This window comes from Acidimicrobiales bacterium (assembly GCA_035294085.1).
GTDB lineage: Bacteria > Actinomycetota > Acidimicrobiia > Acidimicrobiales > Bog-793 > DATGLP01.
In genome coordinates, this window is sequence record DATGLP010000020.1 from 1 (window position 1) to 26,937 (window position 26,937).

The 26,937-nt window shown below is 75.6% G+C and carries 27 protein-coding genes; 15 read left to right on the forward strand and 12 right to left on the reverse strand.

The genetic code is table 11. The features are described 5' to 3' along the window. The 4 genes from VKV23_06785 to VKV23_06800 form a co-directional block, all read right to left on the reverse strand. Window positions 1–192: hypothetical protein (locus VKV23_06785; GenBank protein HLI15739.1), on the reverse strand; the 192-nt coding region annotated here is incomplete at its 3' end. A gap of 117 nt (window positions 193–309) precedes the next feature. Beyond that, window positions 310–1,071 (reverse strand): SDR family NAD(P)-dependent oxidoreductase, encoded by a 762-nt coding sequence (locus VKV23_06790; protein ID HLI15740.1) that lies wholly within the window; start codon window positions 1,069–1,071, stop codon window positions 310–312. Further along, window positions 1,068–2,552, reverse strand: coding sequence for an FGGY family carbohydrate kinase (locus VKV23_06795; protein HLI15741.1), 1,485 nt, complete (start codon window positions 2,550–2,552; stop codon window positions 1,068–1,070). The genes VKV23_06790 and VKV23_06795 overlap by 4 nt, the downstream gene beginning before the upstream one ends. Before the next feature lie 2 nt (window positions 2,553–2,554). Beyond that, a complete protein-coding gene (locus tag VKV23_06800; GenBank protein ID HLI15742.1) occupies window positions 2,555–3,364 on the reverse strand; it encodes a BtpA/SgcQ family protein in 810 nt (269 codons plus the stop codon). Window positions 3,365–3,465: 101 nt separating this feature from the next. Between VKV23_06800 and VKV23_06805 the strand changes: the two genes are divergently transcribed. Next, window positions 3,466–4,245 (forward strand): DeoR/GlpR family DNA-binding transcription regulator, encoded by a 780-nt coding sequence (locus VKV23_06805; GenBank protein HLI15743.1) that lies wholly within the window; start codon window positions 3,466–3,468, stop codon window positions 4,243–4,245. On the opposite strand, the gene VKV23_06810 is transcribed toward VKV23_06805, so the two are convergent. Genes VKV23_06810 through VKV23_06820 form a run of 3 tightly spaced genes read right to left on the reverse strand, consistent with a single transcriptional unit; the run spans window position 4,238 to window position 7,723 of the window. Continuing rightward, on the reverse strand, window positions 4,238–5,674 hold the full coding sequence (locus VKV23_06810; protein HLI15744.1) for an amidohydrolase: 1,437 nt from the start codon (window positions 5,672–5,674) through the stop codon (window positions 4,238–4,240). The genes VKV23_06805 and VKV23_06810 overlap by 8 nt on opposite strands. A gap of 1 nt (window position 5,675) precedes the next feature. After that, complete coding sequence (locus tag VKV23_06815) at window positions 5,676–6,698, reverse strand: methyltransferase (protein HLI15745.1); 1,023 nt, start codon at window positions 6,696–6,698, stop codon at window positions 5,676–5,678. Next, window positions 6,695–7,723, reverse strand: a complete 1,029-nt coding sequence (locus VKV23_06820; protein HLI15746.1) for a zinc-binding dehydrogenase — start codon at window positions 7,721–7,723, stop codon at window positions 6,695–6,697. Before VKV23_06820 ends, VKV23_06815 begins: the two co-directional genes overlap by 4 nt. A gap of 157 nt (window positions 7,724–7,880) precedes the next feature. Here VKV23_06820 and VKV23_06825 point away from each other — a divergent pair, with 157 nt between their 5' ends. Beyond that, window positions 7,881–9,224: an amidase family protein gene (locus tag VKV23_06825; GenBank protein ID HLI15747.1), complete on the forward strand. Its 1,344-nt coding sequence runs from the start codon at window positions 7,881–7,883 to the stop codon at window positions 9,222–9,224. Between the two features lie 19 nt (window positions 9,225–9,243). Here VKV23_06825 and VKV23_06830 read toward each other — a convergent pair whose 3' ends face one another. After that, window positions 9,244–10,017 (reverse strand): VC0807 family protein, encoded by a 774-nt coding sequence (locus tag VKV23_06830; protein HLI15748.1) that lies wholly within the window; start codon window positions 10,015–10,017, stop codon window positions 9,244–9,246. Continuing rightward, complete coding sequence (locus tag VKV23_06835) at window positions 10,014–10,361, reverse strand: hypothetical protein (GenBank protein HLI15749.1); 348 nt, start codon at window positions 10,359–10,361, stop codon at window positions 10,014–10,016. The genes VKV23_06830 and VKV23_06835 overlap by 4 nt, the downstream gene beginning before the upstream one ends. Before the next feature lie 213 nt (window positions 10,362–10,574). Here VKV23_06835 and moaC point away from each other — a divergent pair, with 213 nt between their 5' ends. The 12 genes from moaC (at window position 10,575) to VKV23_06895 (ending at window position 22,226) form a co-directional block, all read left to right on the forward strand. After that, window positions 10,575–11,123 carry a cyclic pyranopterin monophosphate synthase MoaC gene (gene moaC, locus VKV23_06840; protein ID HLI15750.1) on the forward strand — a complete coding sequence of 183 codons (549 nt, stop codon included), beginning with the start codon at window positions 10,575–10,577 and terminating at the stop codon, window positions 11,121–11,123. Between the two features lie 52 nt (window positions 11,124–11,175). Next, window positions 11,176–12,171 (forward strand): substrate-binding domain-containing protein, encoded by a 996-nt coding sequence (locus VKV23_06845; GenBank protein ID HLI15751.1) that lies wholly within the window; start codon window positions 11,176–11,178, stop codon window positions 12,169–12,171. Beyond that, window positions 12,155–12,991, forward strand: coding sequence for an ABC transporter permease subunit (locus VKV23_06850; GenBank protein HLI15752.1), 837 nt, complete (start codon window positions 12,155–12,157; stop codon window positions 12,989–12,991). Before VKV23_06845 ends, VKV23_06850 begins: the two co-directional genes overlap by 17 nt. After that, the gene (locus VKV23_06855) at window positions 12,966–13,937 is read left to right on the forward strand and encodes an ATP-binding cassette domain-containing protein (protein ID HLI15753.1); all 972 of its coding nucleotides are present in this window, start codon (window positions 12,966–12,968) and stop codon (window positions 13,935–13,937) included. Before VKV23_06850 ends, VKV23_06855 begins: the two co-directional genes overlap by 26 nt. Window positions 13,938–14,220: 283 nt before the next feature. Continuing rightward, entirely contained in the window at window positions 14,221–15,366 is a 1,146-nt protein-coding gene (locus VKV23_06860) for a substrate-binding domain-containing protein (protein HLI15754.1), read from the forward strand. Window positions 15,367–15,395: 29 nt separating this feature from the next. After that, window positions 15,396–15,983 carry an NTP transferase domain-containing protein gene (locus VKV23_06865; GenBank protein ID HLI15755.1) on the forward strand — a complete coding sequence of 196 codons (588 nt, stop codon included), beginning with the start codon at window positions 15,396–15,398 and terminating at the stop codon, window positions 15,981–15,983. A 38-nt stretch (window positions 15,984–16,021) separates the two neighbouring features. Continuing rightward, on the forward strand, window positions 16,022–16,525 hold the full coding sequence (locus VKV23_06870; GenBank protein HLI15756.1) for a molybdenum cofactor biosynthesis protein MoaE: 504 nt from the start codon (window positions 16,022–16,024) through the stop codon (window positions 16,523–16,525). After that, window positions 16,522–17,763: a gephyrin-like molybdotransferase Glp gene (gene glp / locus VKV23_06875; GenBank protein HLI15757.1), complete on the forward strand. Its 1,242-nt coding sequence runs from the start codon at window positions 16,522–16,524 to the stop codon at window positions 17,761–17,763. Before VKV23_06870 ends, glp begins: the two co-directional genes overlap by 4 nt. Beyond that, a complete protein-coding gene (gene moaA, locus VKV23_06880) occupies window positions 17,760–18,818 on the forward strand; it encodes a GTP 3',8-cyclase MoaA (protein HLI15758.1) in 1,059 nt (352 codons plus the stop codon). Before glp ends, moaA begins: the two co-directional genes overlap by 4 nt. 2 nt (window positions 18,819–18,820) lie before the next feature. Then, on the forward strand, window positions 18,821–19,558 hold the full coding sequence (locus VKV23_06885; GenBank protein HLI15759.1) for a molybdenum cofactor synthesis domain-containing protein: 738 nt from the start codon (window positions 18,821–18,823) through the stop codon (window positions 19,556–19,558). Window positions 19,559–19,625: 67 nt separating this feature from the next. Further along, window positions 19,626–20,120: a DUF4395 domain-containing protein gene (locus VKV23_06890; GenBank protein ID HLI15760.1), complete on the forward strand. Its 495-nt coding sequence runs from the start codon at window positions 19,626–19,628 to the stop codon at window positions 20,118–20,120. Between the two features lie 69 nt (window positions 20,121–20,189). Then, the gene (locus VKV23_06895) at window positions 20,190–22,226 is read left to right on the forward strand and encodes an elongation factor G (GenBank protein ID HLI15761.1); all 2,037 of its coding nucleotides are present in this window, start codon (window positions 20,190–20,192) and stop codon (window positions 22,224–22,226) included. Window positions 22,227–22,594: 368 nt separating this feature from the next. Here VKV23_06895 and ahcY read toward each other — a convergent pair whose 3' ends face one another. Next, window positions 22,595–24,043, reverse strand: a complete 1,449-nt coding sequence (ahcY, locus tag VKV23_06900; protein HLI15762.1) for an adenosylhomocysteinase — start codon at window positions 24,041–24,043, stop codon at window positions 22,595–22,597. A 203-nt stretch (window positions 24,044–24,246) separates the two neighbouring features. Between ahcY and VKV23_06905 the strand changes: the two genes are divergently transcribed. Beyond that, window positions 24,247–24,663 carry a hypothetical protein gene (locus VKV23_06905; protein ID HLI15763.1) on the forward strand — a complete coding sequence of 139 codons (417 nt, stop codon included), beginning with the start codon at window positions 24,247–24,249 and terminating at the stop codon, window positions 24,661–24,663. 286 nt (window positions 24,664–24,949) lie between these two features. Here the strand turns inward: VKV23_06905 and ligD (VKV23_06910) are convergent, their stop codons facing one another. Together ligD (VKV23_06910) and ligD (VKV23_06915) are read right to left on the reverse strand one after the other, a co-directional pair. Then, window positions 24,950–25,861: a non-homologous end-joining DNA ligase gene (gene ligD, locus VKV23_06910; GenBank protein ID HLI15764.1), complete on the reverse strand. Its 912-nt coding sequence runs from the start codon at window positions 25,859–25,861 to the stop codon at window positions 24,950–24,952. Next, window positions 25,854–26,798, reverse strand: coding sequence for a non-homologous end-joining DNA ligase (gene ligD, locus VKV23_06915; protein ID HLI15765.1), 945 nt, complete (start codon window positions 26,796–26,798; stop codon window positions 25,854–25,856). Before ligD (VKV23_06915) ends, ligD (VKV23_06910) begins: the two co-directional genes overlap by 8 nt. Window positions 26,799–26,937 lie beyond the last annotated feature (139 nt).

Here is a 26,937-nt window from a genome sequence, read left to right on the forward strand (position 1 = left end):
GTTCGGCAGCTCGCTCGCGTGACCGAGGTAGAGCCAGCAGCGGTTCCAGATCTGCGAGCGCTCCCGATCGAAGACCGCCTGGCTGCGGAAGGCGTCGCGATGGACGCGGAAGATGCGCGCCTCGAGATCCTCGTCGATGAAGCTCGCCGCCACACCCGTGGCCGCCTGACCTGGAAGCTCGATAACGCTCACGGCGCCTACCCACCTGCGTGCTCGCCGCTCGCCCGCCAGCCGGGCTCGTGCCCACGCTAGCAAAGTCCCCACCCCAGCTTCAAGCTTTACGGGACGATATCTTGCATTCCAAGACGGCTAGTCCATGAAGGCTCCCCCGTTCACGGCGATCGCCTCGCCGGTGACGAAGGCGGCGTCGTCGCTCACGAGGAACGCGACCACTCGGGCCACGTCCTCGGGCGTCTCGAGGCGGCCGAGCGGCGTGTCGGCGACGTAGAGCTCGCGCACCGCGTCGACGGTCGTGGCGCGCAGCTCCGCCTCCCACGCGAGCTCCCGTTCCTGCATGGGCGTCTGGACGTAGCCCGGGCAGACGCTGTTGACGCGGATCTGGTGCTCGGCGAGCTCGAACGCCATCGCCTGGGTGAGCCCCACGACGCCGAACTTCGAGGCGACGTAGTCGGCGAGGAAGGGCACCCGCCCCTGCTTGCCGGCCATCGAGGCGACGTTGACGATCCGCCCGCCGCGGCCGGCCGCCACCATCGAGCGGGCGGCCGCCTGGCTCGAGAGGAACACGCCGCGCAGGTTGACCGCCAGCGTCCGCTCGAGCTCCTCGGGGGTGATGTCGAGGAAGCGCCGCATGCGCGACACTCCGGCGTTCGCCACGAACACCTCGAGCGGGCCGTGCGCCGCCGTGGCCTCGGCGATCACCGTGCGCGCCGCCTCGGCGTCGGTGACGTCGAGGCGGTAGGAGGCGGGAGCGCCACAGCGGGCCGCCGTCGCCGCGGCGGCACCGGCGTCGAGGTCCGTCGGGACGGCGAGGTAGCCGCGGCGGGCCAGCTCGAGCGTGATCGCCGCGCCGATCCCCGACCCGGCGCCGGTCACGAGCGCGAGGCCGCTCACGTCCGGCCCCTTCGCGCCAGACGGTGCGACACGGGCGTGAGCAGCGCCTGCAGCTCGAGGAAGACGGCGTACGCCTCCTCGTAGGCCGGGCACGACTGCGGCGCGATCGGCTCGCCGAGGGACACGAAGCGCCGGCTCGCGTCGTCGGCGCCGAGGGCGCCGGCCCCGATCGCTGCGACGAGCGCGGCGCCGAGCGCCGCGCCGCCGTGGTCCAGGATCGGGACGAGCTCGGTGCCGAGCACGTCGGCGAGGATCTGCTTCCACAGGGAGGACGCGCTGCCCCCGTTGCTCACCCGTGCCTGGCCGAGGGCGACCTGGCGCGCCTCGAAGCACTCGACGTGCTGGCGGAACCCGAAGGCGACGGCCTCGAGGCAGGCACGGAAGAGCTCGCCCCGGCCGTGGCCGAGGTGCAGGCCGACGAAGGCGCCGCGCAGGTCCGGGTCGTGCAGGGGGGACTTCTCGCCGAGGAGGTACGGCAGGCAGATGAGCGGAGCCGGCTCGGCCTGCGACGCCTCGCGGTCGAGCTCGGCGAGACCCACGCCGCCGAAGAGCTGCTGCGCCCAGCGCAGCAGGCTCCCCGAGGTGGCCATGCAGCCGTTCGGGAGCCAGCGACCGCGCAGGGGGTGCGCGTCGAGGTACCAGCGGCGGTCGACGACGGGCTCGTCGCTCACCACGAGGATGTCGCCGGCGCCGCCGAGCTTGACGAGCCAGTCCCCGGCCTCGGCGAGGCCCGCCGCGAAGGCCGCGAGCACGTGGTCGGCGCCGCCGACGTAGATCGCCGTCCCGGCCGCGAGCGAGGTCGCCGCCGCTGCCTCCCGTCCCACCTCCCCGACGGGATCTGCGGGCCGGCGCACGGGTGCGAGCAGCGACGGGTCGAGGCCGGCCGCCTCGAGCACCGGGGCCGCCGGGCTGCCCTCGAGCGTGAAGAGCCCGCTCTCGAGGGCCCAGTTCTCCTCCACGTGCGCCGGCGCGCCGAGGGCGATCGCCAGCCAGTCGTAGGACCCGACGAGGCGGCGCGCCGCGCCGGCCACCTCCGGCTCGTGACGCACGAGCCAGCGCCAGGTGGGCGCGACGGACTGCTGGGACACCACCGAGCCGGTCCTGGCGAGCGCGTCGAAGCCCACCGCCTCGAGCGCCGCCGCCACCTCGGCGATCTCGACGGCGGCACGGGCGTCGTTCTGCAGGATGGCCGGGCGCAGCGCCGAACCCGCCTCGCCGAGGACCACGACCGCCGGAACCATGCCCGAGCAGGCCACCCCCGCGATCTCCCGGGGGTGGACGCCGGCGGCCTCGGCGACGCGTGGCACGAGGCGGCACACGTTGCGCCACCAGCGGTCGGTGCTCGCCTCGGCCCATCCCGCGGCCGGCGAGGCGAGCGGCGACTCCTCGCTCGCGGCGGCGAGCACCCCGGCCTCGGCGTCGAGCAGCGTCGCCTTCGTCGCGGTGGTCCCGAGGTCGACGCCGAGCAGGAGGGACCCCACGGCTAGCCGCCCCGAGCGGCCGCGACGAACCCTGCGGCCCGGGCCGGGTCGACGGGGTTCCAGGTGTAGCCGTCGACCTTCAGCGCGCTCCCGACGATGCAGCCGTCGCAGACCTCGAGGAACCCCGCGATGTTGTCTGCCCGGGCACCGGTGTTGACGAGGACCGGCGTGCCCGCCGGCACCGCCTCGCGCACCTGGGCGAGGGTGGAGAGGGCAGGCTCGGCGCCGGCCATCGGCCCGGAGACGAGGATGGCGTCGGGCAGGCTCGAGACCGCCACCGAGCGCGCCGCCTCCGCCGCCGAGCGCGTGCCGGTGCTCGACGCGAACTCCGGCGTGACGTTCATGAACACGGCGATGCGCCCGGCGTCGAACGCCCGCCGCCGCCGCAGGAGCGACGCAGCGCTCGGGGCCCACAGGCCCATGTCCGACTCGTACACGCCGGTCGCGACCTCGCGCAGGAACGCCGCCTCCGTGGCGATCGCCGCCGCGAGCGCGCACTGCGCGTCCCACAGGTAGTCGACGCCGAACGGGATCGTCTCGGGTCGGCACTCCGCGACCACCCGGGCCATGACCGCCGCAGCCACGAGGTCGGCCTCGAGGACGTAGGGACGGTCGTTCTCGTTGCAGAAGAGCACCGCGTCGAAGCCGGCGTCGACGAGTACCGCCACGTCGCGGCGGACCGCGGCGACGAGCCCCGCGATGCCCTCGTCCGCGTCGTACAGCGGCGTCCCCGGCAGCGCGGGGATGTGCGCCATGGCGATCAGCGGCTTGCGGGTCGAGCCGAAGAGCGCCCGGAAGCGGGCGCCCGGCACGAATCGGTCTCCTCGTGCACGTCCCTGCACGCTATCGCTCGTTTCCATGCGCCACGTCTAGCATGGGGAGGCGTGAGCGTCAACCGGGACCGCGGTCGGCGATGATCGCCGAGCAGCGCCGTCGCGAGATCCTCGGCCGGCTCCGACGCGACGGCTACGTCGAGGCGGGCCGGCTGGCACGCGACCTCGCCGTCGACGCCTCGACGGTGCGGCGCGACCTCGACGCCCTGGCGCGAGCGGGCCTCGTGCAGCGGGCCCACGGCGGCGCCCTCCCCGTGGACGCCGACGGCGCGCTCGAGGTCCCCTACGACGTGAAGCGCACCCGGCGCGTCGCCGAGAAGGCCGCCATCGCCGAGGCGGCCGCGGCGTTGGTCGACGACGGGGCCTCCCTCATCCTCGACAGCGGCTCGACGACGCTCGCGCTCGCGCGAGCGCTCGCCGGCAGGCGCGAGCTCACCGTCGCGACGAACGACCTCCAGATCGCGCTCGAGCTCGCGACCCGCCGCGGCGTGCGCCTCCTCGTCGTCGGGGGGCAGCTCATCGACTCGGTGTTCACCCTCGCCGGACCGCTCGCGCTCGCGGGCGTCGCCGGCCTGCGCGCCGACTGGGCGTTCCTCGGCGCCGACGCGATCGACGCCGAGGCCGGGGTGACCAACCTCAACACCCTCGAGGTACCCCTCAAGCAGGCGATGATCGACGCCGCGGAGCGCTGCGCCGTGCTCGCCGACAGCTCGAAGTTCGGGCGCCGCGCGCTCGCCCCCGTCGCACCGCTCGAGCGCTTCGAGCGGATCCTCACCGACGACGGCCTGCCCGAGGCGGCGCGCCCCGCCTACGGGGCGCGCCTCGTGTGCGTGCCGTCGCGCCCTGACCGCGTCAGATGACCGGCCACTTGCGCCGAACCGGCAGCCCCGAGCGCCGCACGATCGCCTCCCCCGCCCGCTGGGCGGCCTCGTAGAGGGCACCCTCGTCGATCGTCGTCAGCCGGTAGCCGTCGACGACCTTGCGCCCGGCGACGAAGACCGTGTGTACGGAGCGCCCGTCGGCCGAGTAGACGAGCTGGTTCGCCACGTTGAGTAGCGGCGTCCACTCCGGACGGCTGCGCTCGTGCAGCACGAGGTCCGCCTGCTTGCCCGCCTCGAGCGAGCCGATCTCGTGCGCGAGCCGCATCGCCCGCGCCCCGCCGAGCGTCGCCATCTCGAACGCGGTCTCGGCGGGGATCATCCGGGGATCCGTGCGCGCGTCCTTGAAGAGCCCCGCGACGAGGTAGGTGGCACGCAGGAGGTCCGAGTAGTTCGACGCGTTGTTGCCGTCGGTGCCGATCGCCACGTTGATCCCGAGCTCGAGCATCTCCGGGATCTTGCCGATCTGGGTAACGCCGTAGGCGACCTTGAGGGCGGTCGTCGGGCAGTGGGCGACGCTGACCCCGCGCCTCGCCATCAGCGCGAGCTCGGCGTCGTCGACGTGGACGCAGTGGGCCATGACGACGTCCGGCCCGAGGACGCCGAGGCGATCCAGGTGGACCATGGGGCGCTCCCCGAAGGACTCGAGGAAGCCCTTGGGGTCCATCGCCGCTGGCGACATGTGGAAGTTGAGCCCGGTGCCGCGCTCGGTGGCGAGCCCGCGCGCCGCGCGCCAGAGCTCGTCGCTGCAGGTCGTGTGGCCCACGACCATCGACCAGGCCTCGACGAGCTCTCGGTCCCCCGCAGCGAAGCGCTCGAGGTCGGACTCGAGGTGCGCGATCGCCTCGCGCGTCGTCTGACGGTAGACGGCGGGCTCCGGCGGGAGGTCCCAGATCCACCGTCCGACGCGCCCTCGGATCCCCGTCTCGCGCAGGGCCTCGACCACGGCGTCGACGAAGCGGATCGTGCCCGCCTCGATGAACGACGTCGTCCCGGAGCGCAGCATCTCCGCCGCAGCGAGCTGGGCCGACAGCCGCTCGTCCTCCTCGGTGTAGCTCGCGTACAGCGGGCACAGCCAGGTGAAGACGTTCTCCTCGAAGGGCGTGTCGTCGGGGACGAACCCGCGGGTGAGCGGCTCGCCCGTGACGTGGATGTGGGTGTTCACGAGTCCCGGGGTGACGACGAAGCGAGAGCCGTCGATCACCTCTCGCGCACGGAACGCCCGGGCGAGCTCGGCGCTCTTGCCGACGGCGGCGATGCGGTCGCCGGCGATGGCGACGGCGCCGTCCTCGAGCACCTCGCGCCGCTCGTCCATCGTCACGACGAGCGCGCCGGTGACGAGGACGTCCACCTCCGTCGCGCCCTGCCCTGCCTCGCCGCTCGCGCGGCCAGCGTCTCCGATCCGTTCCACCTCAGCCTCCCTTGCGTGCGAGGAGCACCGACGTCGGCGGCAGCGGGGCGGCGACCCGGAGCGCGCCCAGCCCCGCGTCCTCGGCCCAGGCCCGCGCCTGCGACCAGGTGAAGGCGCGACCCTGGCGCGTGTTCGCCGTCATCGTCACCCCCAGCAGCTGCGCCTGGGCCGGGCCCCGGCCGTCCTCGTCGACCGGGTAGTCCGCGAGCAGCAGCTCGCCCCCTGGGCAGAGGGCGCGGGCTGCCCTGGCGACGAGGCGGCGCGCCCCGGCCTCGCCCTCGGCGCGGCAGACGTGGGCCAGCACCACGACGTCGAACGCGTCCGCCTCGAGGCCGACCTCGAAGTAGCTGCCCTCGAGGATCGACGCCCGAGCCTGCAGGCCCGCCGCGGCGAGCTTCTCGGCAGCGACCTCGGCGACCGGGGGGAGGTCGTTCACGACGGCGGTGGCGCCCGGCCACGCCTCGAGGAGCGCGATGGTCCACGGCGCCCCGCCGGCACCGAGGTCGAGGATCCGTGCGGCCGTGCGCGCCGGCCGCAGGTCCAGCTCGCGCACCGTGGCACGCGCCGCGGCGAGCTGGGCCGGGAAGGTGGCTCGCACGAGCTCGGCGTGGAACGAGCCGTCCGCGCCGACGTCGCGCGGCGGCGGCGCGCCGCGCACGGTCGCGGCGAGCGCCGGCCAGTTCTCGAGCGGTCCCGGCGAGGTGCGCAGGAGGGCGCCGAGGTAGCCCGGGCCGGGGACTAGGTACGCGGCCGCCGTCGGCGTGAGCGCGTAGCGCTCCCCGTCGCGCTCCAGGACTCCCGCCGCGACGAGGCCGTCGAGCAGCGAGGCCAGGCGACCCTCGTGCGCGCCGCAGCGCCGAGCCAGCACGGCGGGGCAGGCCGGGCCGTCGGCGAGGGCCGCGAAGACCCCGAGCTCGTCGCCGGCCACGACGCTGAAGTAGGCGGTCAGCCCCTGGATCAGGCGCCAGATCGGAGCCGGGGAGGCGGCGTCGAGCGGCCCGGTCGGGCTCGCACCCGCCGTCACGGGAGGAGGAGGATCTTCCCCGCTGCCTCGCCGGACTCCATCCGGCGCTGGGCGTCGGCCGCCTGCGCGAGCGGGAAGGTGCTGTCGATCACCGGCACGAACCCGGCGCCCCAGTAGAAGGCCAGCATGTCAGCGAACTCGGTGGCGCGGTAGGGGTCGACGCCGAGGAGGGAGATGCCGAAGTGGTAGGCGTAGGGCAGGTTGAAGGTCGCCAGCTCCCCGGTCGTCGTGCCGCAGAACGCGAGGCGTCCCCTCGGCCGCAGCGCCTCGATCGTGGCCTGGAAGAGGGCGGGCCCCACGTGGTCGAGGGCGATGTCGGCGCCGCGTCCCTCGGTCGCCTCGCGACACGCCGCCACGACGTCGCCGGTGCGGTTGTTGACGACGACGTCCGCGCCGAGCTCGCGCGCCAGCTCGAGCTTGCGCTCGGAGGTCGCGCTGGCGACGACGCGCGCCCCGAGCCGCTTCGCGAGCTGGATCGCGGCGATCGTGACGCCGCTCCCCGCGCCGTGGACGAGGAGGGTCTCGCCCGCCTGGAGGCGCCCGACGGTGACGAGGGCGTGCCAGGCCGTCGAGAACACCGTCGGGATCGTCGCCGCCTCCTCGGCGCTGACGCCCTCGGGCAGCGCGAACGCGTGGTCTGCCGGGACCGAGCACAGCTCGGCGTAGCCGCCCGGGACGGTACCTCCGACGACCCGCACGTTCGGGCACAGACCGTCGTCGCCCTCCTTGCAGGCCGGGCAGGTGCCGCACTGGAGCGCCGGGTTGACGACGACCCGCTCCCCGACGCGCCCTCCGGCGAGCTCGCCGGCCGCCACGATCGTGCCGGCCACGTCCATGCCGGCGATGTGCGGGAGCCGGAAGCCCGGCAGCAGCGGTGGGCCCTGCCGCTGCAGGACGTCGAGGCGGTTCAGGGCGGCCGCCTCGACGCGCACGAGGACGTCGCCCGGCCCGAGGGCCGGGTCCTCGACGTCCTCGTAGGCCAGCACGTCCACGCCACCGAAGGCGTGCTGGACGACGGCCTTCAACGCCCGCTCCCCCCGGCCCGCCCGGTGCCGCGGGCACGAACCGGCGCCCGGTCGGCGCGGCGACATCTCATTGCTCGTGAAGGATACTCACCATCCGAGACACTCGGCGAGGCCACGCAGGTCGCGCCGGGCCCGACGTGAGCACGGGAGCTGGCCGATGGAGACGGAGAACGACCCGGCCCTCGCCACGCTCGTGGCGACGACGGCCGCGCTCGCCGCGCGCGAGCTCAGCGCCCGCGAGCTCCTCGCGAGCGTCCTCGCTCGCATCGAGCGGCACAACCCCGCGCTGAACGCGGTCGTGACCCTCGACGCAGCGGGCGCGGCGCGCGCCGCTGCCGACGCCGACGCGAGGCGTGCTCGCGGCGAGCGCTGCCGCCCGCTCGAGGGCATCCCGATGACCGTGAAGGACGCGATCGAGACGGCCGGCCTGCGATCGACCAGCGGCGCCGTGCAGCTCGCCGACCACCTCCCCCGGGAGGACGCGCCCGCCGTCGCCCGGCTGCGGGAGGCGGGAGCGATCATCCTCGGCAAGACGAACGTGCCCGCGTTCGCCACCGACTCGCAGACCTACAACGACCTGTTCGGCGTGACCGTGAACCCCTTCGACCCCGGCCGCACCAGCGGGGGCTCCTCGGGCGGCGCCGCCGTGGCGACCGCCACCGGGATGACCGTGATGGAGCTCGGCACCGACATGCTCGGCTCGATCCGGATCCCGTCCGCGTTCTGCGGCGTCTACGGCCTGAAGCCCACCTGGGGGGTCGTGCCCCAGCTCGGCTACCTGCGCGACGCGTCGGGCGGCACGACTCGCGACCTCGACATCAACGTCTTCGGTCCGCTCGCCCGCGGGCCGAGGGACCTCGAGGTCCTGCTCCAGGTGCTCGCCGGCCGGCGCGAGCTGCGACCGCCGCGAGCGGCGCGTCGTCTCGAGGAGTACCGGGTCGGCGTCTGGCTCGCCGACCCCGACTTCCCCGTCGACCAGGAGGTCCTCGACGTCCTCGGCGCCGCCGTACGCGCCCTCGAGGGCGCCGGGGTGCGCCTCGAGGAGGTCCGGCCCTGCCTGCTCGCCGAGGCGACCGAGGTGCTCTTCCGCATCGTCCCTCCCATCGGCTTCGACCCGGGCCGCCTGCCGCTCGCGGACGCCCTGCGGCGGCAGGAGGGGCTGAAGGCCGGCTGGGCACGCCTGTTCGAGACGGTCGACGTCGTGCTCTGTCCGGTCGCCCCCACCGTCGCCTTCCCCCACGACCACACCCCGGACCGCCGCCAGCGCGCCACGATCGTCAACGGCGCGGCACGGCCCTACTTCGAGGGCCTTGCCTGGACGGGTGGCACGGGCGTCGCGCACCTCCCGGTCGTGGCCGCGCCGGCCGGACTGTCGAGGTCGGGCCTGCCCGTCGGCGTCCAGGTGGTGGCGCCGATCGGCGGCGACCTGGGGGCGATCCGCTTCGCCGAGCTCCTCGCCGAGGTCTGCGGCGGCTACGTCGTGCCGCCGATGTGCCGCTGAGCCGACCGGCGCGGTCGCGTCAGTCGGCCGGGACCTCTGCCGGTGCTCGACGGGCGCCCCAGGTGACGGTGATGCCCTCGCCCCGCATGGCGCGCACGAACCACCACACCGACACCGCGACGCCCAGCACGAGGAGCCCCCAGGTGACGGCGGCTCGCTCGAGGACGAACGCCCGCAGCGACGACGTGAACAGGAGGAGCGCGACGGCTCCGGCGTTCGCGAGGAGTACGACGGACCAGAGGAACGAGATGTGGATGAAGAAGCGCCGCACGCCGGCGCGGGCGACGAGCAGCGGGTCGAGGGGGCAGAAGTCCTGCGCCAGGCGCTGCGCGAGCGGCCGCTTGGCGAGCGCCGAGGCGAGGAAGGCGAGCGCCACGATGCCGGTCCCCGCGGCGGGCTGGAGGAAGTAGAGGAGGGCGCTCCCGGTCACGTAGGCGACCGCCGTGCGGACGAGCAGGGCCGCCAGGCCGAAGACGAGGAGGCCCGACACGGGCTCCCGCCGCTTCAGGCGGCGCACCATCGCCGCCGCCGACCAGGCCAGGGCGGCGACGATCGCACCGCGGTAGCCGGCGAGCGAGAGCACCCCGTAGAACACCGCGAAGGGCCCGAGGACACCCTCGAGGAGCATCGGCACCGCGTGGCGAGCGAACGACCTGATCGAGGGCATGGCGAGCACCACCTCGCCCACGTGGTGGGCGCGCACGGCGGCAGGCGCCAGACGGCGGAGGATGACGCGGGCGATGCGAACGAGGCTAGCGGCGAACGCGCCGGGGCGGACGTCGCCCTCGCTCACCGGCCGGGACGGACGCGCGCCGTCGGTGCGCGCGGGTCCGCCGGCGCTGCCCAGGCACGCGTGAAGGCACGCTCGCCGGCACGGCAGCCGAGGACGTAGGCGGGCACCGAGATGGCGAGCGCCGCGCAGTCGGCGCGCGGTCGGATCGGCGCGTGCCGGACCGTGCGCAGCTCGGCGAGCATCTCGCCGGCGAACAGCCCGTCGCGTCGGCTCGGACGCGCGGGCGTGGCGGTGCCGAGCCCGACGACGAGCAGCGGACCTGCACCCGCGAGCGCCAGCGCGAGGGCGAGACCACGGCGCGACCCGGTGCGCCCGTTCGCGGACGATCCCCTGCGCCGGACCACGCGCGACCCCTACCCTGGCGCGCCCGCGCGAAACGGGGCGAGCCGTACTGTTCTCCCGGCCCTCGTGCGGCACCACCAGGCGCCGGCGCGCTCGCGCCCCGGGGGCGGGACGCACCTCGCCGGCGAGCTGCCGCGCAGGGCCAGCCGCGCCGACCGGCGCCGGGGCCGACGGGCCGCTCCGCCCTGCCACCGCGCCCCTCGGTACACTCCGGCATGCCCGGCCCGGAGCTGACCCACCTCGACGCGGCGGGCAACGCCCGGATGGTCGACGTCACCGCGAAGCGGCCGACGCGCCGACGTGCCGTCGCCCGCGCGCTGCTGCGGATGTCGCCCGACACGGCGCGCCGGGTACTGGGCGGCGAGCTCCCGACCGGAGACGTCCTCGGCGCAGCGCGCACGGCCGCGGTGCTCGCCGCCAAGCGGACCGACGAGCTCGTCCCGCTCTGCCACCCCCTCCTGCTGGGCGAGGTCGCGGTCGAGTTCGGCCCCGCCGAGCACGGCGTCGGGATCGAGGCCGCGGTCGACGCCTTGGACCGCACGGGCGTCGAGATGGAGGCGCTCACCGCCTGCGCCGTCGCCGCCCTCACCGTCTACCAGGCGTGCCGCCACCTCGACGACACCCTCGTCCTCGACGACCTCGCCGTCTGGCACAAGACCGGCGGTCGGAGCGGCGCGTGGCTGCGGCGGGCGGACGGAACGGTCGCTCGTGACGGCCAGCCGGGCTGCGCCGACCCGGCCGACGCGACCGCCACCGAGGGTTGAGCCGGAACGCCGGGCAAGCACTGATTGCTGCACGGCAGCTACGATTGCGTAAATGGGGCGCCACCGCCGGCGGCGCTTGCGAACCGCCGCAGCGATCGCCGTCCTCGCGGCGTCGCCCGCGCTCGGACCGGCAGCGAACGCGTCCGCCCGTCGAGGAGTCGCCGAGGTCGCCTACGCGGGCTCCCTCACCCTGCTCAACGAGCGGGTGCTCGGACCCGCCTTCTCCCGCGCCACGGGCTACGGCTACGAGGGTCGCGGCGCGGGAGCCGACGCGCTCGCGGCCGAGATCGCCGCCGGCGCCATCAGCGCCAACGTCTTCGAGAGCGTCGGCCCGGGCCCCATCGTCTCGCTCGAGCCCCGTCTGACGCGCTGGCTCGTCCGCTTCGCCTCCTGCCCCCTCGTCCTCGCCTACAACCCGGCGAGCCCGTTCGCCACCCGGCTCGCGGCGATCGCGCGCGGTCGCGGGACGCTCCGTCAGCTCCTCGTCCTCCTCGCGTCGCCCTCCTTCCGGCTGGGCCGGACCGACCCGAACGTCGATCCGCAGGGAGCGGCCTTCGTCGAGATGCTCGAGCTCGCGCAGCGGCGCGCCGGCCTCGAGGGCGGCATCGTCCGGAGGATCCTGCGTGCGCCGGCTCCCGGCTCGGGCGACTCCGCCGAGATCTTCGACGAGGTGGGCCTCGAGGCCCGGCTCCAGGCAGGTCAGCTCGACGCCGCGAGCGCCTACCTGCCCGAGGCGCGCGCGCTGCACCTGCCGTACGTGCCGCTGCCGACCGAGGTCAACCTCGGGGACCCGAGGCTCGCCTCGCTGTACTCGACCGCCTCGCTCCGGCTCGCGGACGGGGCGGTCGTCCACGGCCAGCCCATCAGCCTCGACGTGACGGTCATCGGCCGCCCCGCCGCGCCGGCCGCGGCCGCGTTCGTGGCCTACCTCCTGTCGAACGCCGGGCGACGAGCCGTGCGATCCTTCGGCTACACGCTGACGCGCCCCGTGGTCGTCGGGCCCGTGCGCGCCGTCCCGGCGGTGGTACGCCGTGCGCTCGCCCGCTGAGGCGGCGCTCGGCGCGCCGGCGCGGCGCGAGCGCCTCGACCACCTGCAGGCGACGGCGGGGGCGCTCGCGGCCATCGTGGTGTGGGTCGTCCTCGTCGGCCCGATCCTCACCCTCCTCGGCGAGCTGTCGCCTGCAGCCATCGGCCGAGCGCTCAGCGCCCCGGGCGCGCTGACCCCCCTCGTCGTCTCGCTCGAGTCGGGCGCCCTCACCCTCGCGGTGCTCGTCGGGCTCGGCACGCCGCTCGCCTTCCTCCTCGCTCGGGGACGCCTCCCCTTCGCCCGCGTGCTCGAGACCGGCGTCCTCGCACTGCTGCTGCTGCCACCCCTCGTCATCGGCTTGCTGCTCGTCTTCATGCTCGGCCCGGCGACGCCCGCCGGGCACGCCCTCGCCCGGGTGCACCTCAGCGCGACGAACACCTTCCTCGCCCTCGTCGTCGCCCAGGTGTACGAGTCCGCGCCCTACTACGTGCTCGGCGCGCAGGCAGCCTTCCGTGCCGCCGACCGCCGCCTCGAGGAGCAGGCGGCGCTGCTCGGCGACCCTCCCTGGCGCGTCCTCGCCCGGGTCACCCTCCCGCTCGCCGCGCCCGGCCTGGCGGCGGCCCTCGCCTTCGCCTGGGCCCGCGCCATGGGCGCCTTCGGCGCCGTCGTCATCGTCGCCTACCACCCCTTCGGCCTGCCCCTGCAGATCTGGACGACCCTCCAGGAGACCGGGCTCGCCTCCGCGCTCCCCTTCGCGCTCGTGCTCCTCGTCGTCGCGCTCCCCCTGCCGATCGCCGCCTACGCCTACAGCGCCCGTGCTCGAGGCCGACTTCACCGTTGAGCGCCGAGACTTCGCGGTCTCGGTCGCGCTGCGCGTCGCACCGGGCGAGCGTCTGGCGCTGTTCGGGCCCTCGGGCGCCGGCAAGACGACCGTGCTCGAGACCATCGCCGGGCTCGTGCACCCCCGGCGCGGCCGCGTGTCGCTCGGCGGTCGCCTCCTCGCCACGACCGAGCCCGCGCGCAGCGTGCCGACCTGGCGGCGACGCATCGGCCTCCTGCGCCACGACCCCGCGCTCTTCCCACACCTCAGCGTCGCTGCCAACCTCGCCTACGGCGCGGCCGATCGCTCCAGCGTCGCCGCGCTCGCGTCCCGCCTCCGCATCGGCGAGCTCCTCGCCGCCTCGCCGCTCGCCCTCTCTGCCGGCCAGCGCCGCCGCGTCGCGCTCGCTCGCCTCCTCGCCGCGGCGCCAGCGGCGCTCGCGCTCGACGAGCCCTACGACGGGCTCGACGAGGAGGCGAAGCGCGTCGTCTCCGAGGTGATCCTCGAAGCCGCCGCCGAGCGGCAGCTGCCGACGCTCGTCGCCGCGCACGACCTCGCCGAGGCGCAGTTCGTGGCCGATCGGGTCGCCGTCATCGACCGTGGGCAGGTGCTCCAGGTCGACGAGCCGGCCGCCCTCGTGCGTGCCCCGGCGACGCGCCGCGTCGCCGCCCTCGTCGGCTACCGATCCTTCGCACCGCTCGCGGGCGGGGGGTGCTTCCTCGCCGTCCACCCCGACCTCGTCCTCCTCGGCCACCACCCCGAGCGTGGGCCGACCCTCATCGGCGAGCTGCGGTCCCTGCGACCGTCCGGCGCGCGCTTCGAGCTCGCCGTCGCCGTGCACGGGACGGCGGTGACCCTGCGCGTCGACGAGCCCCCTGCCGGGAACGAAATCCGCTTCACGCCGATCGCCCCCCCTGTCTACGGGGAGGATGGGAGGCTGCTCGCCTCCGAGGCGGTGCCGTCGTGAGCCCCTCCCGTCCGACGGGTCGCACCGGCCTCGCATCCGGCGAGCCCCTGCGCGGCGCCGTCGCGGGCCGCACGGCAGAGGCGGCGAGCGCGCCCGGGCGCGTCCGAGCCGCCGGCCGCCTCGGGCGCGCCGTGACGCCCGGTGCCCACCCGATCGCGCCGGCACTCCGGCGAGCCGCGCAGGACGGCCGACCGCCTCCTCGGCGCGCGCGGCGCGCTCGCACGGCCTGGGAGCCACGCAGCGGCTCGCGCACCGCCACGACCACGGCAGGAGCGACGCCCTCGTGAGCGAGGGCCCGAGCCAGGCTGGCCGCGAGCGGCGCGACGCCGGGCAGCGGCTGCGCGAGGCTCGCTGCGCTCGCTCGCTGTCCCAGCGCCAGCTCGCCTCCCTCGCCGGCATCACGCGGCAGGCCGTCGCGGCGATCGAGCGCGGGAGCGCGGACCCCTCGCTGCGCAGCGCGCTGCGCCTCGCGCAGGCGCTCGGCGCCAGCGTGGAGGAGCTCTTCGGCGAGCGCGCCGCGCCGGCGGCCGTCTCGGTCGTCCCCCTCGAGGAGCTCGGCGAGCGGGGGGCACGCGTCGGGCTCGCTTCCGTCGGCGGTGCGCTCCTCGCGGCACCCCTCGACGGCGCCACCGGGCGCGCCGTCGGGTTCGCGCCCGCCGACGGCCTCCTCGCCGAGGAGCCGGCGCGGGTCCACCCGCTCGGGCCGCCCCAGCCGACCGTCGTCGTGGCGGGCTGTGACCCTGCCCTCGCCCTGCTCGCCACGCCGCTCGCCCGGCGCGATCCGCCGCTCGGCCTGCTGTGGTGGGCGTGCGGGAGCGGGCGCGCCCTCGAGCTGCTCGCCGCCGGGCACGTCCACGCCGCTGGGATCCACCGGCGCGACCCGGACGGGCGCGGCTACAACACGAGCGCTCCCGACGCCTACCTCGGCAGCGCCTGGCGCGCCTACGGCTTCACCACCTGGCGCCAGGGCATCGTGCTCGGCGAGCGAGCCGGGAGCGACATCGCCGACCTCGGGGACGTCGCGCGCCGGCGGCTGCGCCTCGCGAACCGCGAGCCCGGCTCCGAGGCGCGCGCCGTCCTCGAGCGCGAGCGCGAGGCGCTCCGGATCGAGCCGAGCGCGCTCCCCGGCTACGAGACGCACGTCGCCGGCCACCTCGAGGTCGCCGCCGCGATCGCCGCCGGCCTGGCCGACGCCGGCGTCGCGCACGAGCCCGCCGCCCTCGCCTACGGCCTGCGCTTCCTCCCCCGGACCGAGGAGCGCTTCGACCTCGTGGTGCGCGACGACGGCCCGTCCTCGCCCGAGCGGATCGCCCTCGCCGAGGTCCTCGCCTCCGCGTGGCTACGCGCCCAGCTCGCCCAGCTGCCCGGCTACGGCACGACCGACCTCGGCGTGGCGCGCCACGGTCGGTCGGCCGACGGCGCGTCGTGAGCGCTGCGCCCCCTCGGGGGGATCGCCCCGTGCCCGGCGTCGCTGGGATGCTCCTCACCGGCGGCTCGAGCCGGCGGATGGGCTTCGACAAGGCGAGCCTCCCGCTCGCAGGATCGACCCTCGGGGAGGAGCTCGCGGCGCGCCTCGCCGCCGTCGTGGCCGTCGCCCTCGAGGTCGGGCCGGGACGGACCGCCCTGCCGCACGTGCTCGAGGAGCCGGCGGGGTCGGGTCCCCTCGCGGCGATCGTCGCCGGGGCTCGTGCGCTGCGCGCCGCCGGACACGACGGGCCGGTGCTCGTCCTCGCCTGCGACCTGCCGAGGGTCCCCGTCGCGTTCCTCCGGTTCCTCGCGACCTGGCCCGGACAGGGCAGCGCTGCCCCGCTCGTCGGGGGTCGGGTGCAGCCGCTGTGCGCCCGCTGGAGCAGGACTGCCCTCGACGAGGCCGCCGCGTCGCTCGCGCACGGCGAGCGGTCGCTGCGCCGGTTCAGCGCCGATGCACGCGTCGAGCGGCTCGGCGCGCCGTGCTGGGGCGGCATCGCGGCAGAGCTGGACCTGTGCGACGCCGACGAGCCGGCGGACCTGCGGCGCCTCGGGCTCGAGTTGCCCCCCGGTGCCTGAGGCGGGGCCGGCGCACCTCCCCCGCTACGATCGGCCCGGTGGACCCCCCGCGCGGCCTCGACGACTGGGTCGCCATCGGAGCCGATCCGCTCCCGCTCGCCGACGCGCTCGCCTGGGCGGTGACCGCACGCTGCGGCGCGCTCGTGAGCTTCAGCGGGACCGTGCGCGACCACTCCGAGGGACGGCCGGGCGTCGTCCGTCTCGACTACGAGTGCTACCCGGGCGCCGCCGAACGGGCGCTCGCCGACGTCGCTCGCTCGGCGCGTGCGCGCTGGCCGGAGCTGGGCCGGCTCGTCCTGCTCCACCGAACCGGCACGCTCGCCCCTGAGGAGATCGCCGTCGTCGTCGTCGCCACCGCGCCCTCGCGCGACGTGGCCTTCGCCGCCGCCCGCTACCTCATCGACACCGTGAAGGCGGCCGTGCCGATCTGGAAGCGCGAGACCTGGGCGAACGGGGAAGCCTGGGCGCTCGGCGCGCAGCGCCTCCGGGCCCCCGACGCGCGACCGGAGGCACGCGGTGGCTGCGAGGGGATCGCGCCGTGATCCCCCTCGAGGAGGCGCGCGCCTTCGTCGTCGGGCGCCAGGCCCCGCTCGGGCCGACCAAGCGCACCAGGGCCGACGCGCTCGGCTGCGTGCTGGCGAGCGCGGTCGTCGCCGGCGAGGCGGTGCCGCCCTTCGCGAACGCGGCGATGGACGGCTACGCCGTGCGCGCCGCGGACTGCCGGCAGGCGCCCACCCGGCTCGAGGTGGTCGCGGCGGTCATGGCAGGCGACGCGCCAGGGCGGCCACTCGGTCCGGGCCAGGCCGCGCGCATCATGACCGGTGCGCCGATCCCGCCGGGGGCGGACGCCGTGTGCGTCCTCGAGGCGAGCCACCTGGCGTCGCCCAGCGGGGACGTGGTCGTCCTGGAGGAGCCCGTGGAGCCGGGGGACAACGTCCGCCAGCCCGGGGAGGACCTGCGCTCGGGAGAGGTGCTCTTTCGCCCCGGCACCGTCCTCGGCCCCGCCCACCTCGGCGTGCTGGCCGGCCTCGGCATCGAGGCGCTCGAGGTCCACCCCCGCCCGAAGGTGGGCGTGCTCGCCACCGGGAGCGAGCTCGTGGCCGGTGCCGGCCCGCTGCCGCCGGGGAAGATCCGCGACGCCAACCGACCCGCCCTCCTCGCCCTCCTCGCGCGCGCCGGCTTCGACCCGGTCGACCTCGGCATCGTGCACGACGACGAGACCGCGATCGCCGCCGCGCTCGAACGGGCAGCGGAGTGCGACGCCGTCCTCGCCACGGGCGGGGCGAGCCACGGCGACCGCGACGTCCTCCACGACGTGCTCGCGAAGATGGCGAGCGGCGCGTGCCGCTCGATGGAGGTGTCGATCAAGCCCGCCAAGCCCTTCGTCTACGGGGAGATCGGGCCGCGCGCGACCCCCGTCTTCGGCCTCCCGGGGAACCCGGTCTCCGCGCTCGTCTCCTTCGAGCTCCTCGCGCGGCCCGCGCTGCGGGCGATGGCGGGCGAGCGCTCGATCGAGCCGCCCCTCCTCGAGGCGCGCGCGGCGGAGGCCTTCCGCCGGCGCCCCGACGGCCGGACGCACTTCCTGCGCGCGGTGGCCGGCGTCGACGGACGCGGCAGGCTGGAGGTCCGCTCGGCCGGCGGCCAGGGCTCCCACCAGCTCAGCGCCCTGGCGCGAGCCAACGCCCTCGTCGTGCTGCCCGACGGCGAGGGGCCGGGGCCGGGAGAGGCGGTGCGCGTCCTGCTGCTCGATCCCGACCGCCTCGAGGTGCTCGGTCCGTGAAGGCCGCGCTCACCCCGCAGCGAGTCCTCCTTCGCCGCGACCCGCCCGCTCGCCGGTCAGGCCGCGGCACCGGGCCCCTCGTCGACCGCTTCGGCAGGCTCCACACCGACCTGCGACTCTCGGTCACCGACCGATGCAACCTGCGCTGCTCCTACTGCATGCCCGCCGAGGGGGTGCGCTTCCTCCCCGCCGCCGAGCTGCTCAGCTTCGACGAGATCGAGCGGATCGCGCGCGTCGCGCGCGATCTCGGGATCACCGCGGTCCGCCTCACCGGGGGCGAGCCCCTCGTGCGCGCGGGACTGGCCGACCTCGTCGCGCGCCTCGCGTCCCTCGGCTTCGAGGACCTCGCGCTCACGACGAACGGCATGCGCCTCGCCGCGCTCGCCCGCCCCCTCGCGACGGCCGGCCTGCGGCGGGTCAACGTGAGCTGCGACTCGCTGCGCGAGGACCGCTTCGCGGCGATCCGGCGGGGGGGCCGGCTCTCGTCGGTGCTCGAGGCGATGGATGCCGCTGAGGCGGCGGGCCTCGCGCCGATCAAGGTGAACGTCGTCCTCGTCGCCGGCGTCAACGACGACGAGGTGCTCGACTTCGCCGCCTTCGCCCGCGAGGCGGGGCGGGTCGTCCGGTTCATCGAGTTCATGCCGCTCGACGCCGACCGGCGCTGGGACCGCCGCCTCGTCGTGCCCTCCGACGAGGTCGTCGCGCGCATCGACGAGCGCTGGCCGCTCGAGGCGGTCGAGGCCCCGGGCGAGCCCGCGCCCGCCGCGCGCTACCGCTTCGCCGACGGCTGCGGCGAGATCGGCGTCGTCGCCAGCGTGACCCGCCCGTTCTGCGGGACCTGCGACCGCCTGCGCGTCACCGCCGAGGGCGCGCTGCGCAACTGCCTGTTCTCCGACGACGAGCTCTCGCTGCGCGACGTGCTGCGCCGGGGTGGGTCCGACGACGAGCTCGCCGCGCTGTTCCACGCCTCGGTCGGCGCGAAGCGCGCCGGTCACGGGATCGGCGACCCGACCTTCAGCCCGCCCCGGCGATCGATGTCGATGATCGGCGGCTGACGTTGCCACACCTGCGGCTGTTCGGTCCGGCGCGCGAGGCCGCCGGCAGCCCCGGCGCCGAGGTGCCCGGGTCCACGCCCGAGGAGGTCCTCGCCGCCGCCGTCGAGCGCTTCGGCCCCGCCTTCGCGCAGGTGCTCGAGACGAGCGCCCTCTGGGTGAACGGCGAGCCCGCGCTGCCCTCGCAGCCGCTCGGCGCGTCCGACGAGCTCGCCGTGCTGCCGCCGGTCTCCGGAGGCTGCGCCGACGAGGCGCCCGCGCGCCCGGCCCTCGGCTCCCGGCTCGAGGCGAAGATCCTGACGGTGTCGAGCGCGGGGAGCGAGGGGCGGCGAGCGGACACCGCCGGCCCCGCGCTCGCCGAGGCGCTCGAGCGCGCCGGCTTTCGCGTCCTCGAGCGGCGCGTCGTCGGCGACGGGGTGGAGCCGGTCTCCTCGGCACTGCGGGAGATGGCGTCGGGCTTCGCGGGGCTCGTCGTGTCGACGGGGGGCACGGGCTTCGGGCCGCTCGACCTCACGCCCGAGGCGACCCGGCGCGTCCTCGAGCGCGAGGCGCCCGGCCTCGCCGAAGCCGCGCGAGCCGCGAGCCCGCTCGGGCGCCTGAGCCGCGGCCTCGCTGGGACCGTCGGCGCCTGCCTCGTCCTCAACCTCCCCGGGTCGGCGAGGGGAGCGGTCGAGTCGCTCGAGGCCGTGCTCGACGTCCTGCCGCACGCGCTCGCCCTCCTCGCCGGCGAGCAGCCCCACTGAGCCCGCGTCCGGACCGTCGCCGGCACGACCCGGTCCGGGACGCGCCGTGGGCGCCTAGACTCGGCGTGTGGCGCTGCCAGCCTTCCCGCGCTGGGTGAACGACGCGGCGGCGCGCACGGTGGCAGTCGGCGTCGTCGTGATGGCCGCCCTCGCGGCGACGCTCCCGGCACTGTGGCTCGCGGTCCCGCTCGCGTACGGCTTCGCCGCACGCGTCCTCGCCGGCCCGCGGCTCAGCCCCCTCGCACTGCTGGCGACGAGGGTCGTGGCGCCCCGGCTGGGCCGGCACGCCAAGCTGCACCCCGGCCCGCCCAAGCGCTTCGCCCAGGCCATCGGGTGCACCTTCTCGAGCTCGGCGCTCGCCCTCTGGCTCGCCGGCGAGCCGGTCGCGGCGCGCGCGCTGCTCGGTGCGCTCGCCGTCCCGGCGCTCCTCGAGGCGGCGATCGGCTACTGCGTCGGGTGCCAGCTCTTCGGCCTCGCCATGCGCCTCGGGCTCGTGCCGCCCGCCGTGTGCCTCGAGTGCGCCGACCTCTCCCGGCGCGCCGGCGCGTCCGTGGCTGGCTAGGCGTCCCGGCCTCGACGGCGGGACTGGGCGCTACCATGCGCCGAGGACCCTCCCCGAAGCGAGGTGTGCATGGCCCCCAGCACTGCGCCGGTACGGACGGTCGCCCTCGTCGGCCACACCGGCGTGGGCAAGACGACCCTCGCCGACGCGCTGCTGCTCGCCACCGCCACGGCCGCGCGCGTCGGGCGCGTCGAGGACGGCACGGCGACCTGCGACTTCGAGCCGGAGGAGCTGAAGCGGCGCTTCTCCGTCTCGCTCGCCCTCGCGCCCTACGTCCTCGAGGGCGAGAAGGTCAACGTGATCGACACGCCCGGCTTCCCCGACTTCCTCCCCGAGGCCGAGCGGGCCCTCGCCGTCGCCGACCTGGCGGTCGTCGTCGTGAGCGCCGTCGACGGGGTCCAGGTCCAGACGGAGGTGGTCTGGCGGGCGGCGGAGGCCCTCGGCGTCCCGCGGATGGTCTTCGTCAACAAGCTCGACCGCGAGCACGCGGACTTCTCCCGCGTCCTCGACCAGCTGCGCGAGGTCTTCGGCGCGGGCGTCGCGCCGCTCGAGCTGCCGATCGGCGAGGAGGCCTCCTTCCGCGGGATCGCCGACCTGCTCGCTGACGAGGCCATCTGCTACGAGGGCGGGGCGCCCCGGCGCGGCCCGATCCCCGAGGAGATCGCCGAGCTCGAGCACCGGGTGCGCGACAGCCTCGTCGAGGGCATCGTCGTCGCCGACGACGAGCTCATGGAACGCTACCTGGAGGGCGACACGCCCTCCATGGCAGAGCTCGAGGCGACCCTCGCGACCGGCGTCGCGGCCTGCTCGGTCTTCCCCGTCGTGTGCGGCTCGGCCACGACGAACGTCGCGATCGACCGGCTGGCCGCCTTCATCCGCGAGATCGCGCCGAGCCGGCCCGTGCGCGTGCGGGCCGGGGACCGGTCGGTGGAGGTGGCTCGAGACCCGAGCGGCGAGCCGCTGGCGCGGGTGTTCAAGACGATCATCGATCCCTTCGTCGGGCGCATCTCGCTGCTCCAGGTGATCTCCGGGACGCTGCGGCCCGACACGGTGCTCGTCAACAGCCGCACGAAGTCCGAGGAGCGCCTGCACGCGCTGCAGATGATGCGGGGCAAGGAGACCTACGCCCTGGGCGAGGCACCCGCTGGCGACATCGTCGCGGTCGCCAAGCTCGCCGACGCCCAGGCCGGCGACACGCTGGCACCGAAGGGCTCGCCGGTCGTCGCCGAGATGCCGCCCCTCTCGCCGCCCCAGCTCGCGGTGGCGATCCGCCCGCGGAAGTCAGGCGACGAGGACAAGCTCATGACGAGCCTCCACCGCCTCGAGGAGGAGGACGGTGCGCTCTCGGTGCACCACGACGAGCAGACCCAGCAGACGGTCCTCACGGTCCTCGGCGACACCCACCTCAACGTGGTGTGCGAGCGCCTCCAGCGCAAGTTCGGCGTGGAGATCGACGTCGAGGCGCTGCGGATCCCCTACCAGGAGACGATCACCTCGCCGGCCGAGGCCGAGGGTCGCCACAAGAAGCAGACCGGCGGCCACGGGCAGTTCGGCGTCGTCGTCTTGAAGCTCGAGCCCCTCGCGCGCGGCGAGGGGTTCGAGTTCGTGGACGAGATCGTCGGCGGCGCCATCCCCCGGCAGTTCCTGCCCGCGGTCCAGCACGGCATCGAGAAGGCGATGCGCCGGGGTGGCGTCTTCGGCTACCCCGTCGTCGACGTGCGCGCCCGCTGCGTCGACGGCAAGTTCCACAGCGTCGACTCCTCGGAGACGAGCTTCGAGATCGCGGCGTCGCTGGCCTTCCAGGAGGCGCTCCGGAAGGCGAACCCGGTCCTGCTCGAGCCGATCTCCCGCCTCGAGGTGCGCGTCCCGGCGCGCCTGCAAGGCGAGGTCCTCGCCGACGTGAACGCGAGGCGGGGACGCGTCGTCGGCAGCGAGCTCGACGAGACCGGGCAGCAGGTCATCACCGCGCTCGTCCCGAGCGCCGAGCTCGTGCGCTACGCCATGGACCTCCGGTCGCTGACCGGCGGCTACGGCACCTTCTCGGTCCACCACGACCACTACGCCGAGGTCCCGGCACACCTGAGCGAGAAGCTGGCGCGCGCCTGAGCGCACCAGCGGCGAGGCGGCGCCGCAGCGTGGACCCACTGCCCGGGCGACTCTCCCCTGCCTCCTCGCCGTCGCCGAGCGTCTCGCGCGAGCTGCCTGTCGCCGCTGGGCTCACCTGCCGACAGGCTGGCCGTGGGCCGAGCGGTGGCAGCCGAGCCACGCGCGGCTGCGCTCGCGTCGCACCTGAGCGGCCGGATCGAGAGCGCCGGCAGAACGCCCCGGTGCCGTCCAGCTGGAAGGGAACCGGCGATCGCTCGATCGACCCACGCCCGTTGGGCGGGGCGACGGCCGATCCACGCCCTTCCCATGGCATCCAGGCCGCCCTGCGGCGGCGCGCCGTCCGGCCGGCGTCGGACGGTGATCCAGGCTCAGTAGCGGTAGTGGTCGGGCTTGTACGGACCCTCGACCGGACGCCCGATGTACGCCGCCTGCTCGGGGGTGAGGGTCGTCAGCTTCACGCCGAGGGCGTCGAGGTGCAGGCGGGCGACGCGCTCGTCGAGGTGCTTCGGCAGCACGTGGACGCGCCGGTCGTACTCGCCCCGCTTCGTGAACAGCTCGATCTGGGCGATCACCTGGTTCGTGAAGGACGTCGACATGACGAAGCTCGGGTGGCCCGTGGCGTTCCCGAGGTTGAGCAGGCGGCCCTCCGACAGGACGATCACGGCGTGGCCGTCGGGGAAGCGCCACTCGTCGACCTGCGGCTTGATGCTCACCCTGGAGATGCCCGGGACGCGTGCCAGGCCCGCGACGTCGATCTCGTTGTCGAAGTGGCCGATGTTGCCCACGATCGCCTGGTGCTTCATCCGCGCCATGTGCGCGGCGGTGATGACGTCGCGGTTCCCCGTCGCGGTGACGAAGATGTCGCCGCGCTCGACGACGTCCTCGAGCGTCGTCACCTCGTAGCCGTCCATCGCCGCCTGGAGGGCGCAGATCGGGTCGATCTCCGTGACGACGACGCGCGCCCCCTGGCCCCGGAGCGCCTCGGCGCACCCCTTGCCGACGTCCCCGTAGCCGCACACCACGGCGACCTTCCCGCCGATCAGGACGTCGGTCGCCCGGTTGATGCCGTCGATGAGCGAGTGCCGACAGCCGTACCGGTTGTCGAACTTCGACTTCGTCACCGAGTCGTTGACGTTGATCGCCGGGAAGAGCAGCGTTCCGGCTGCCTGCCGCTGGTAGAGGCGGTGCACCCCGGTGGTCGTCTCCTCGGTGACCCCGAGCACCCCCCGAGCGACCGCCGTCCAGCGCCCGGGATCGTCCTCGAGCGAGCGGCGCAGCAGCTCGTGGAGGACGACGAGGTCCTCGGGGGCGTCGGCGGGGGTGTCGGGCACCTTCCCCGCCTGCTCCGCCTCGGCCCCGAGGTGGACGAGGAGGGTCGCGTCCCCGCCGTCGTCGAGGATCATGTTCGGGCCCGTCCCGGCGCCCCAGTCGAGGGCCCGCTCCGTGCACCACCAGTACTCCTCGAGCGTCTCCCCCTTCCAGGCGAAGACCGGCACGCCCGCCGGCGACCCCGGCGTGCCCTCGGGACCGACGACGACAGCGGCGGCGGCGTGGTCCTGGGTCGAGAAGATGTTGCACGACGCCCAGCGCACCTGCGCGCCGAGCGCCACCAGCGTCTCGATCAGCACGGCCGTCTGCACGGTCATGTGCAGCGACCCGCTGATGCGAGCCCCGGCGAGGGGCTGGTCGGGTCCGAGCTCGGCGCGTAGCGCCATGAGGCCAGGCATCTCGTGCTCGGCGAGCGCGATCTCCCGCCGGCCGAAGTCGGCGAGACCGAGATCGGCCACCTTGTACTCGCCAGGGCGGAGCACGGTCATAGGGTCCCTCGCGCTGTCGGGCGGCGCCGGTGCGGCAGCCGCGTCGCTACCACTACAGCATCCCGGCACGCCGACCACCACCCGGCGAGCGCCGGTCGCCCCGGCGCGCCGGCATGGGCCCCGCCGGCCGGGGGTAAGAGGAAGCACGTGGGGCAGCGGAGCGACCGACCCAGCGCACGAGAGCGTGCGGCCAGCTCGCCGTGATGCGCTTCCGGGACCATGAGCCCGCGGCCGTCTCGACGGACCTGCTCCTCGCCGAGTGCGACCGCTTCCTCGACGGCTCCATCGCCGAGGTGCTGAGCGAGGCGGACGGCTCCGTGCCCGCCTGGGCGTGGATGAACTGCCTCGCGCACGCCTCGCGCCAGCGGCTGCACGCGCTCGCCGAGCGACCCGCCGACGTCGCCGACCGGCCCGAGCTGTGGGCGTGGCACCGAACGGTCGCCTTCCTCGCCGAGGAGGTGCTCCTCACCGCCGAACGGAGCGCCACCCCCGTCGAGGCTCTCCAGCGGCGGGTCCTCGTGCCCCTCGAGCTCCGGCTCGGCGCGCAGCGCCTCGGGCCCTCGAGCCTGCTGCGCCTCGTGCTCGGCGCGCTCGCCGAGCCGAGCGTGCCCGAGACCTGAACGCGTCCCCCCGCCACCGCTGCCCTGCCGGAGGAAGCCCCGTGCCCCCCTGCCCCGAGTGCCGAGAGGAGATGGTCGAGCACGCGCCGTTCGATCCCGACCTCATCGCCACCGGCCTCTTGGCGCCCTGGCGCACCATCTACGCATGCAGCGCCTGCGGTCACCTCGAGGTGGACCGTGCCCCGGCGCCAGCCGCCTCGGTGCGGACCGGGGCAGACGGCCCGGACGCCGGGCGGCACCCAACGCGGCACGCGATCCGTCCTGGGCGCTCGCTGCCTCGGGCGGCTCACGACCGGACGGCGAGGCCTGCGAAGAGGTCGCCGTAGCGGTCGAGCCGGGCGAGGACCTCGGCAGGTCGAAAGCGCAGCCCGTCGGCGCGTCCCGCTCGCTCGGCCGCCGCGAGCTCCTCCCAGCGAAGGGGCGCGGACACGCTCGGGGTGGCCTCCGCCCGTAGCGAGTAGGCCGCCACGGTCGTCTTCGCCGGGTGGTTCTGGCTCCAGTCGATGAGGACTCGGCCCGGCCTCCGAGCGCGCGCCATGCTCGTGACGACCCGTCGCGGCTCCTCGGCCTCGATGCGGCGCGCCACCTCGTAGGCCTCGCTGCGCACGTCCTGCCAGGCGCGAGGCGGTTCGAGGCGCGCGTAGAGGTGGAGGCCCTTCCGGCCGCTCGTCTTCGGGACCGCCTCGAGACCCCGCGCCTCGAGCTCCCGGCGCAGCGCGACGGCGACCGGGATGCACTCGAGCACGCCGACGCCCGGCCCCGGGTCGAGGTCGAAGACCACGAGGTCCGGGCGCGGCGACGGCCCGGTGTCGACCCGCCACATCGGGACGTGCAGCTCGATCGCCGCCAGGTTCGCCGCCCAGACGAGCCCTGCGACGCTCGAGACGACGGCCTGCTCGAGCGCGTCGCGCCGCGTCCTGCGGCCGAGCACCCGCGGCACCTCGACCGTCTCGAGCCACGCGGGGGCGTGGGCGGGGACGTGCTTCTCGAGGAACGAACGGCCCTCCACTCCGTCGGGGAAGCGCGCGAGCGTGACCGGCCGGCCCGCGAGATGGCCAAGGATGGCCGGTGCGACGGCGACGTAGTAGGAGATGAGGTCGCCCTTCGTGAAGCCCGACGCCGGGTAGAGCACCTTGTCGAGGTTCGCCACCGAGAGCAGCCGACCGTCGACCTCCACCTCGAGGCGGCGCTCACGCACGCACGACCTCCTCCGCCCGCTTGTCCGGGCGCAGGCCGCGCCAGGCCGGGTGGCGCAGCCGCCCGGCGCGTGTCCAGCGCGCGAACTCGACCTCCCCGACGAGCGACGGCTCGACCCAGCGAACGGCGACGTCGGGCGGCGCGCCTCGCACCGGGGCGCCCGTCGCGAGCCGCTCGAGGCGGCGAACGAGCTCGCGCCGCGCCTCCTCGCTCATGCCCGAGCCGACCCGCCCCACGTACTCGAGGCCGGCGGCCCCCTGCACGGCGAGCACGAGCGCGCCGATGGTGCCGGCGCGCCCGGCCTCCCCCGGCGTGTAGCCGGCCACGACGACCTCCTGGGTGCGGACGTCACGCACCTTCACCCACGCCCTCGAGCGGCGGCCCGGTTCGTAGGAGCTGTCGTCCCGCTTGGCGACCACCCCCTCGATGCCGGCCTCGCGGGCCACGGCAAGCGCCGCCTCGCCGTCGCGTCCGGCGTCCGCTGGGACGGCCGCGGCGGCGCCAGCGATGCCGAGCTCCTCGAGCAGCGCTCGCCGACGGAGGTAGGGCTCGGCGAGCAGGGACCGGCCGTCGAGGTAGCAGACGTCGAAGAGCAGGTACGTCACCGGCACGCGGCGGGCCGCAGCGGCGACGCGGCGCGCGCTCGCGACGTTGAGGCGCTCCTGTAGGCGCTCGAAGCTCGGGCGTCCGCGCTCGTCGAGGGCGACGACCTCGCCGTCGAGGATGGCGCGGCGCGCGCCGAGCAGCGAGCCGAGCTCGCCGGTCTCGGGGTACGCGGCGCCGATCGACCGGCCGCGGCGCGAGCGCAGGACGACGCGTCCGCCCTCGACGAAGGCGAGCGCGCGCAGCCCGTCCCACTTGAACTCGAACGTCCAGCCAGGGCCGGCGGGGGGACGCCTGGCCGGGACGGGGAGCATCGGCGAGAGCGCCTTCGGCACCGGCACCTCCTCCTTCGCCCTCGCGTCGCGAACCGCTGGCGGCGAGGCCCTCGGCCCGGCGCGCGAGCGGCCGGGAGCCGCACCGCCGACCGGGTCAGTCGCCGTGTCGGCACGGCCGCACGCGCCCGGACCTCCTCGT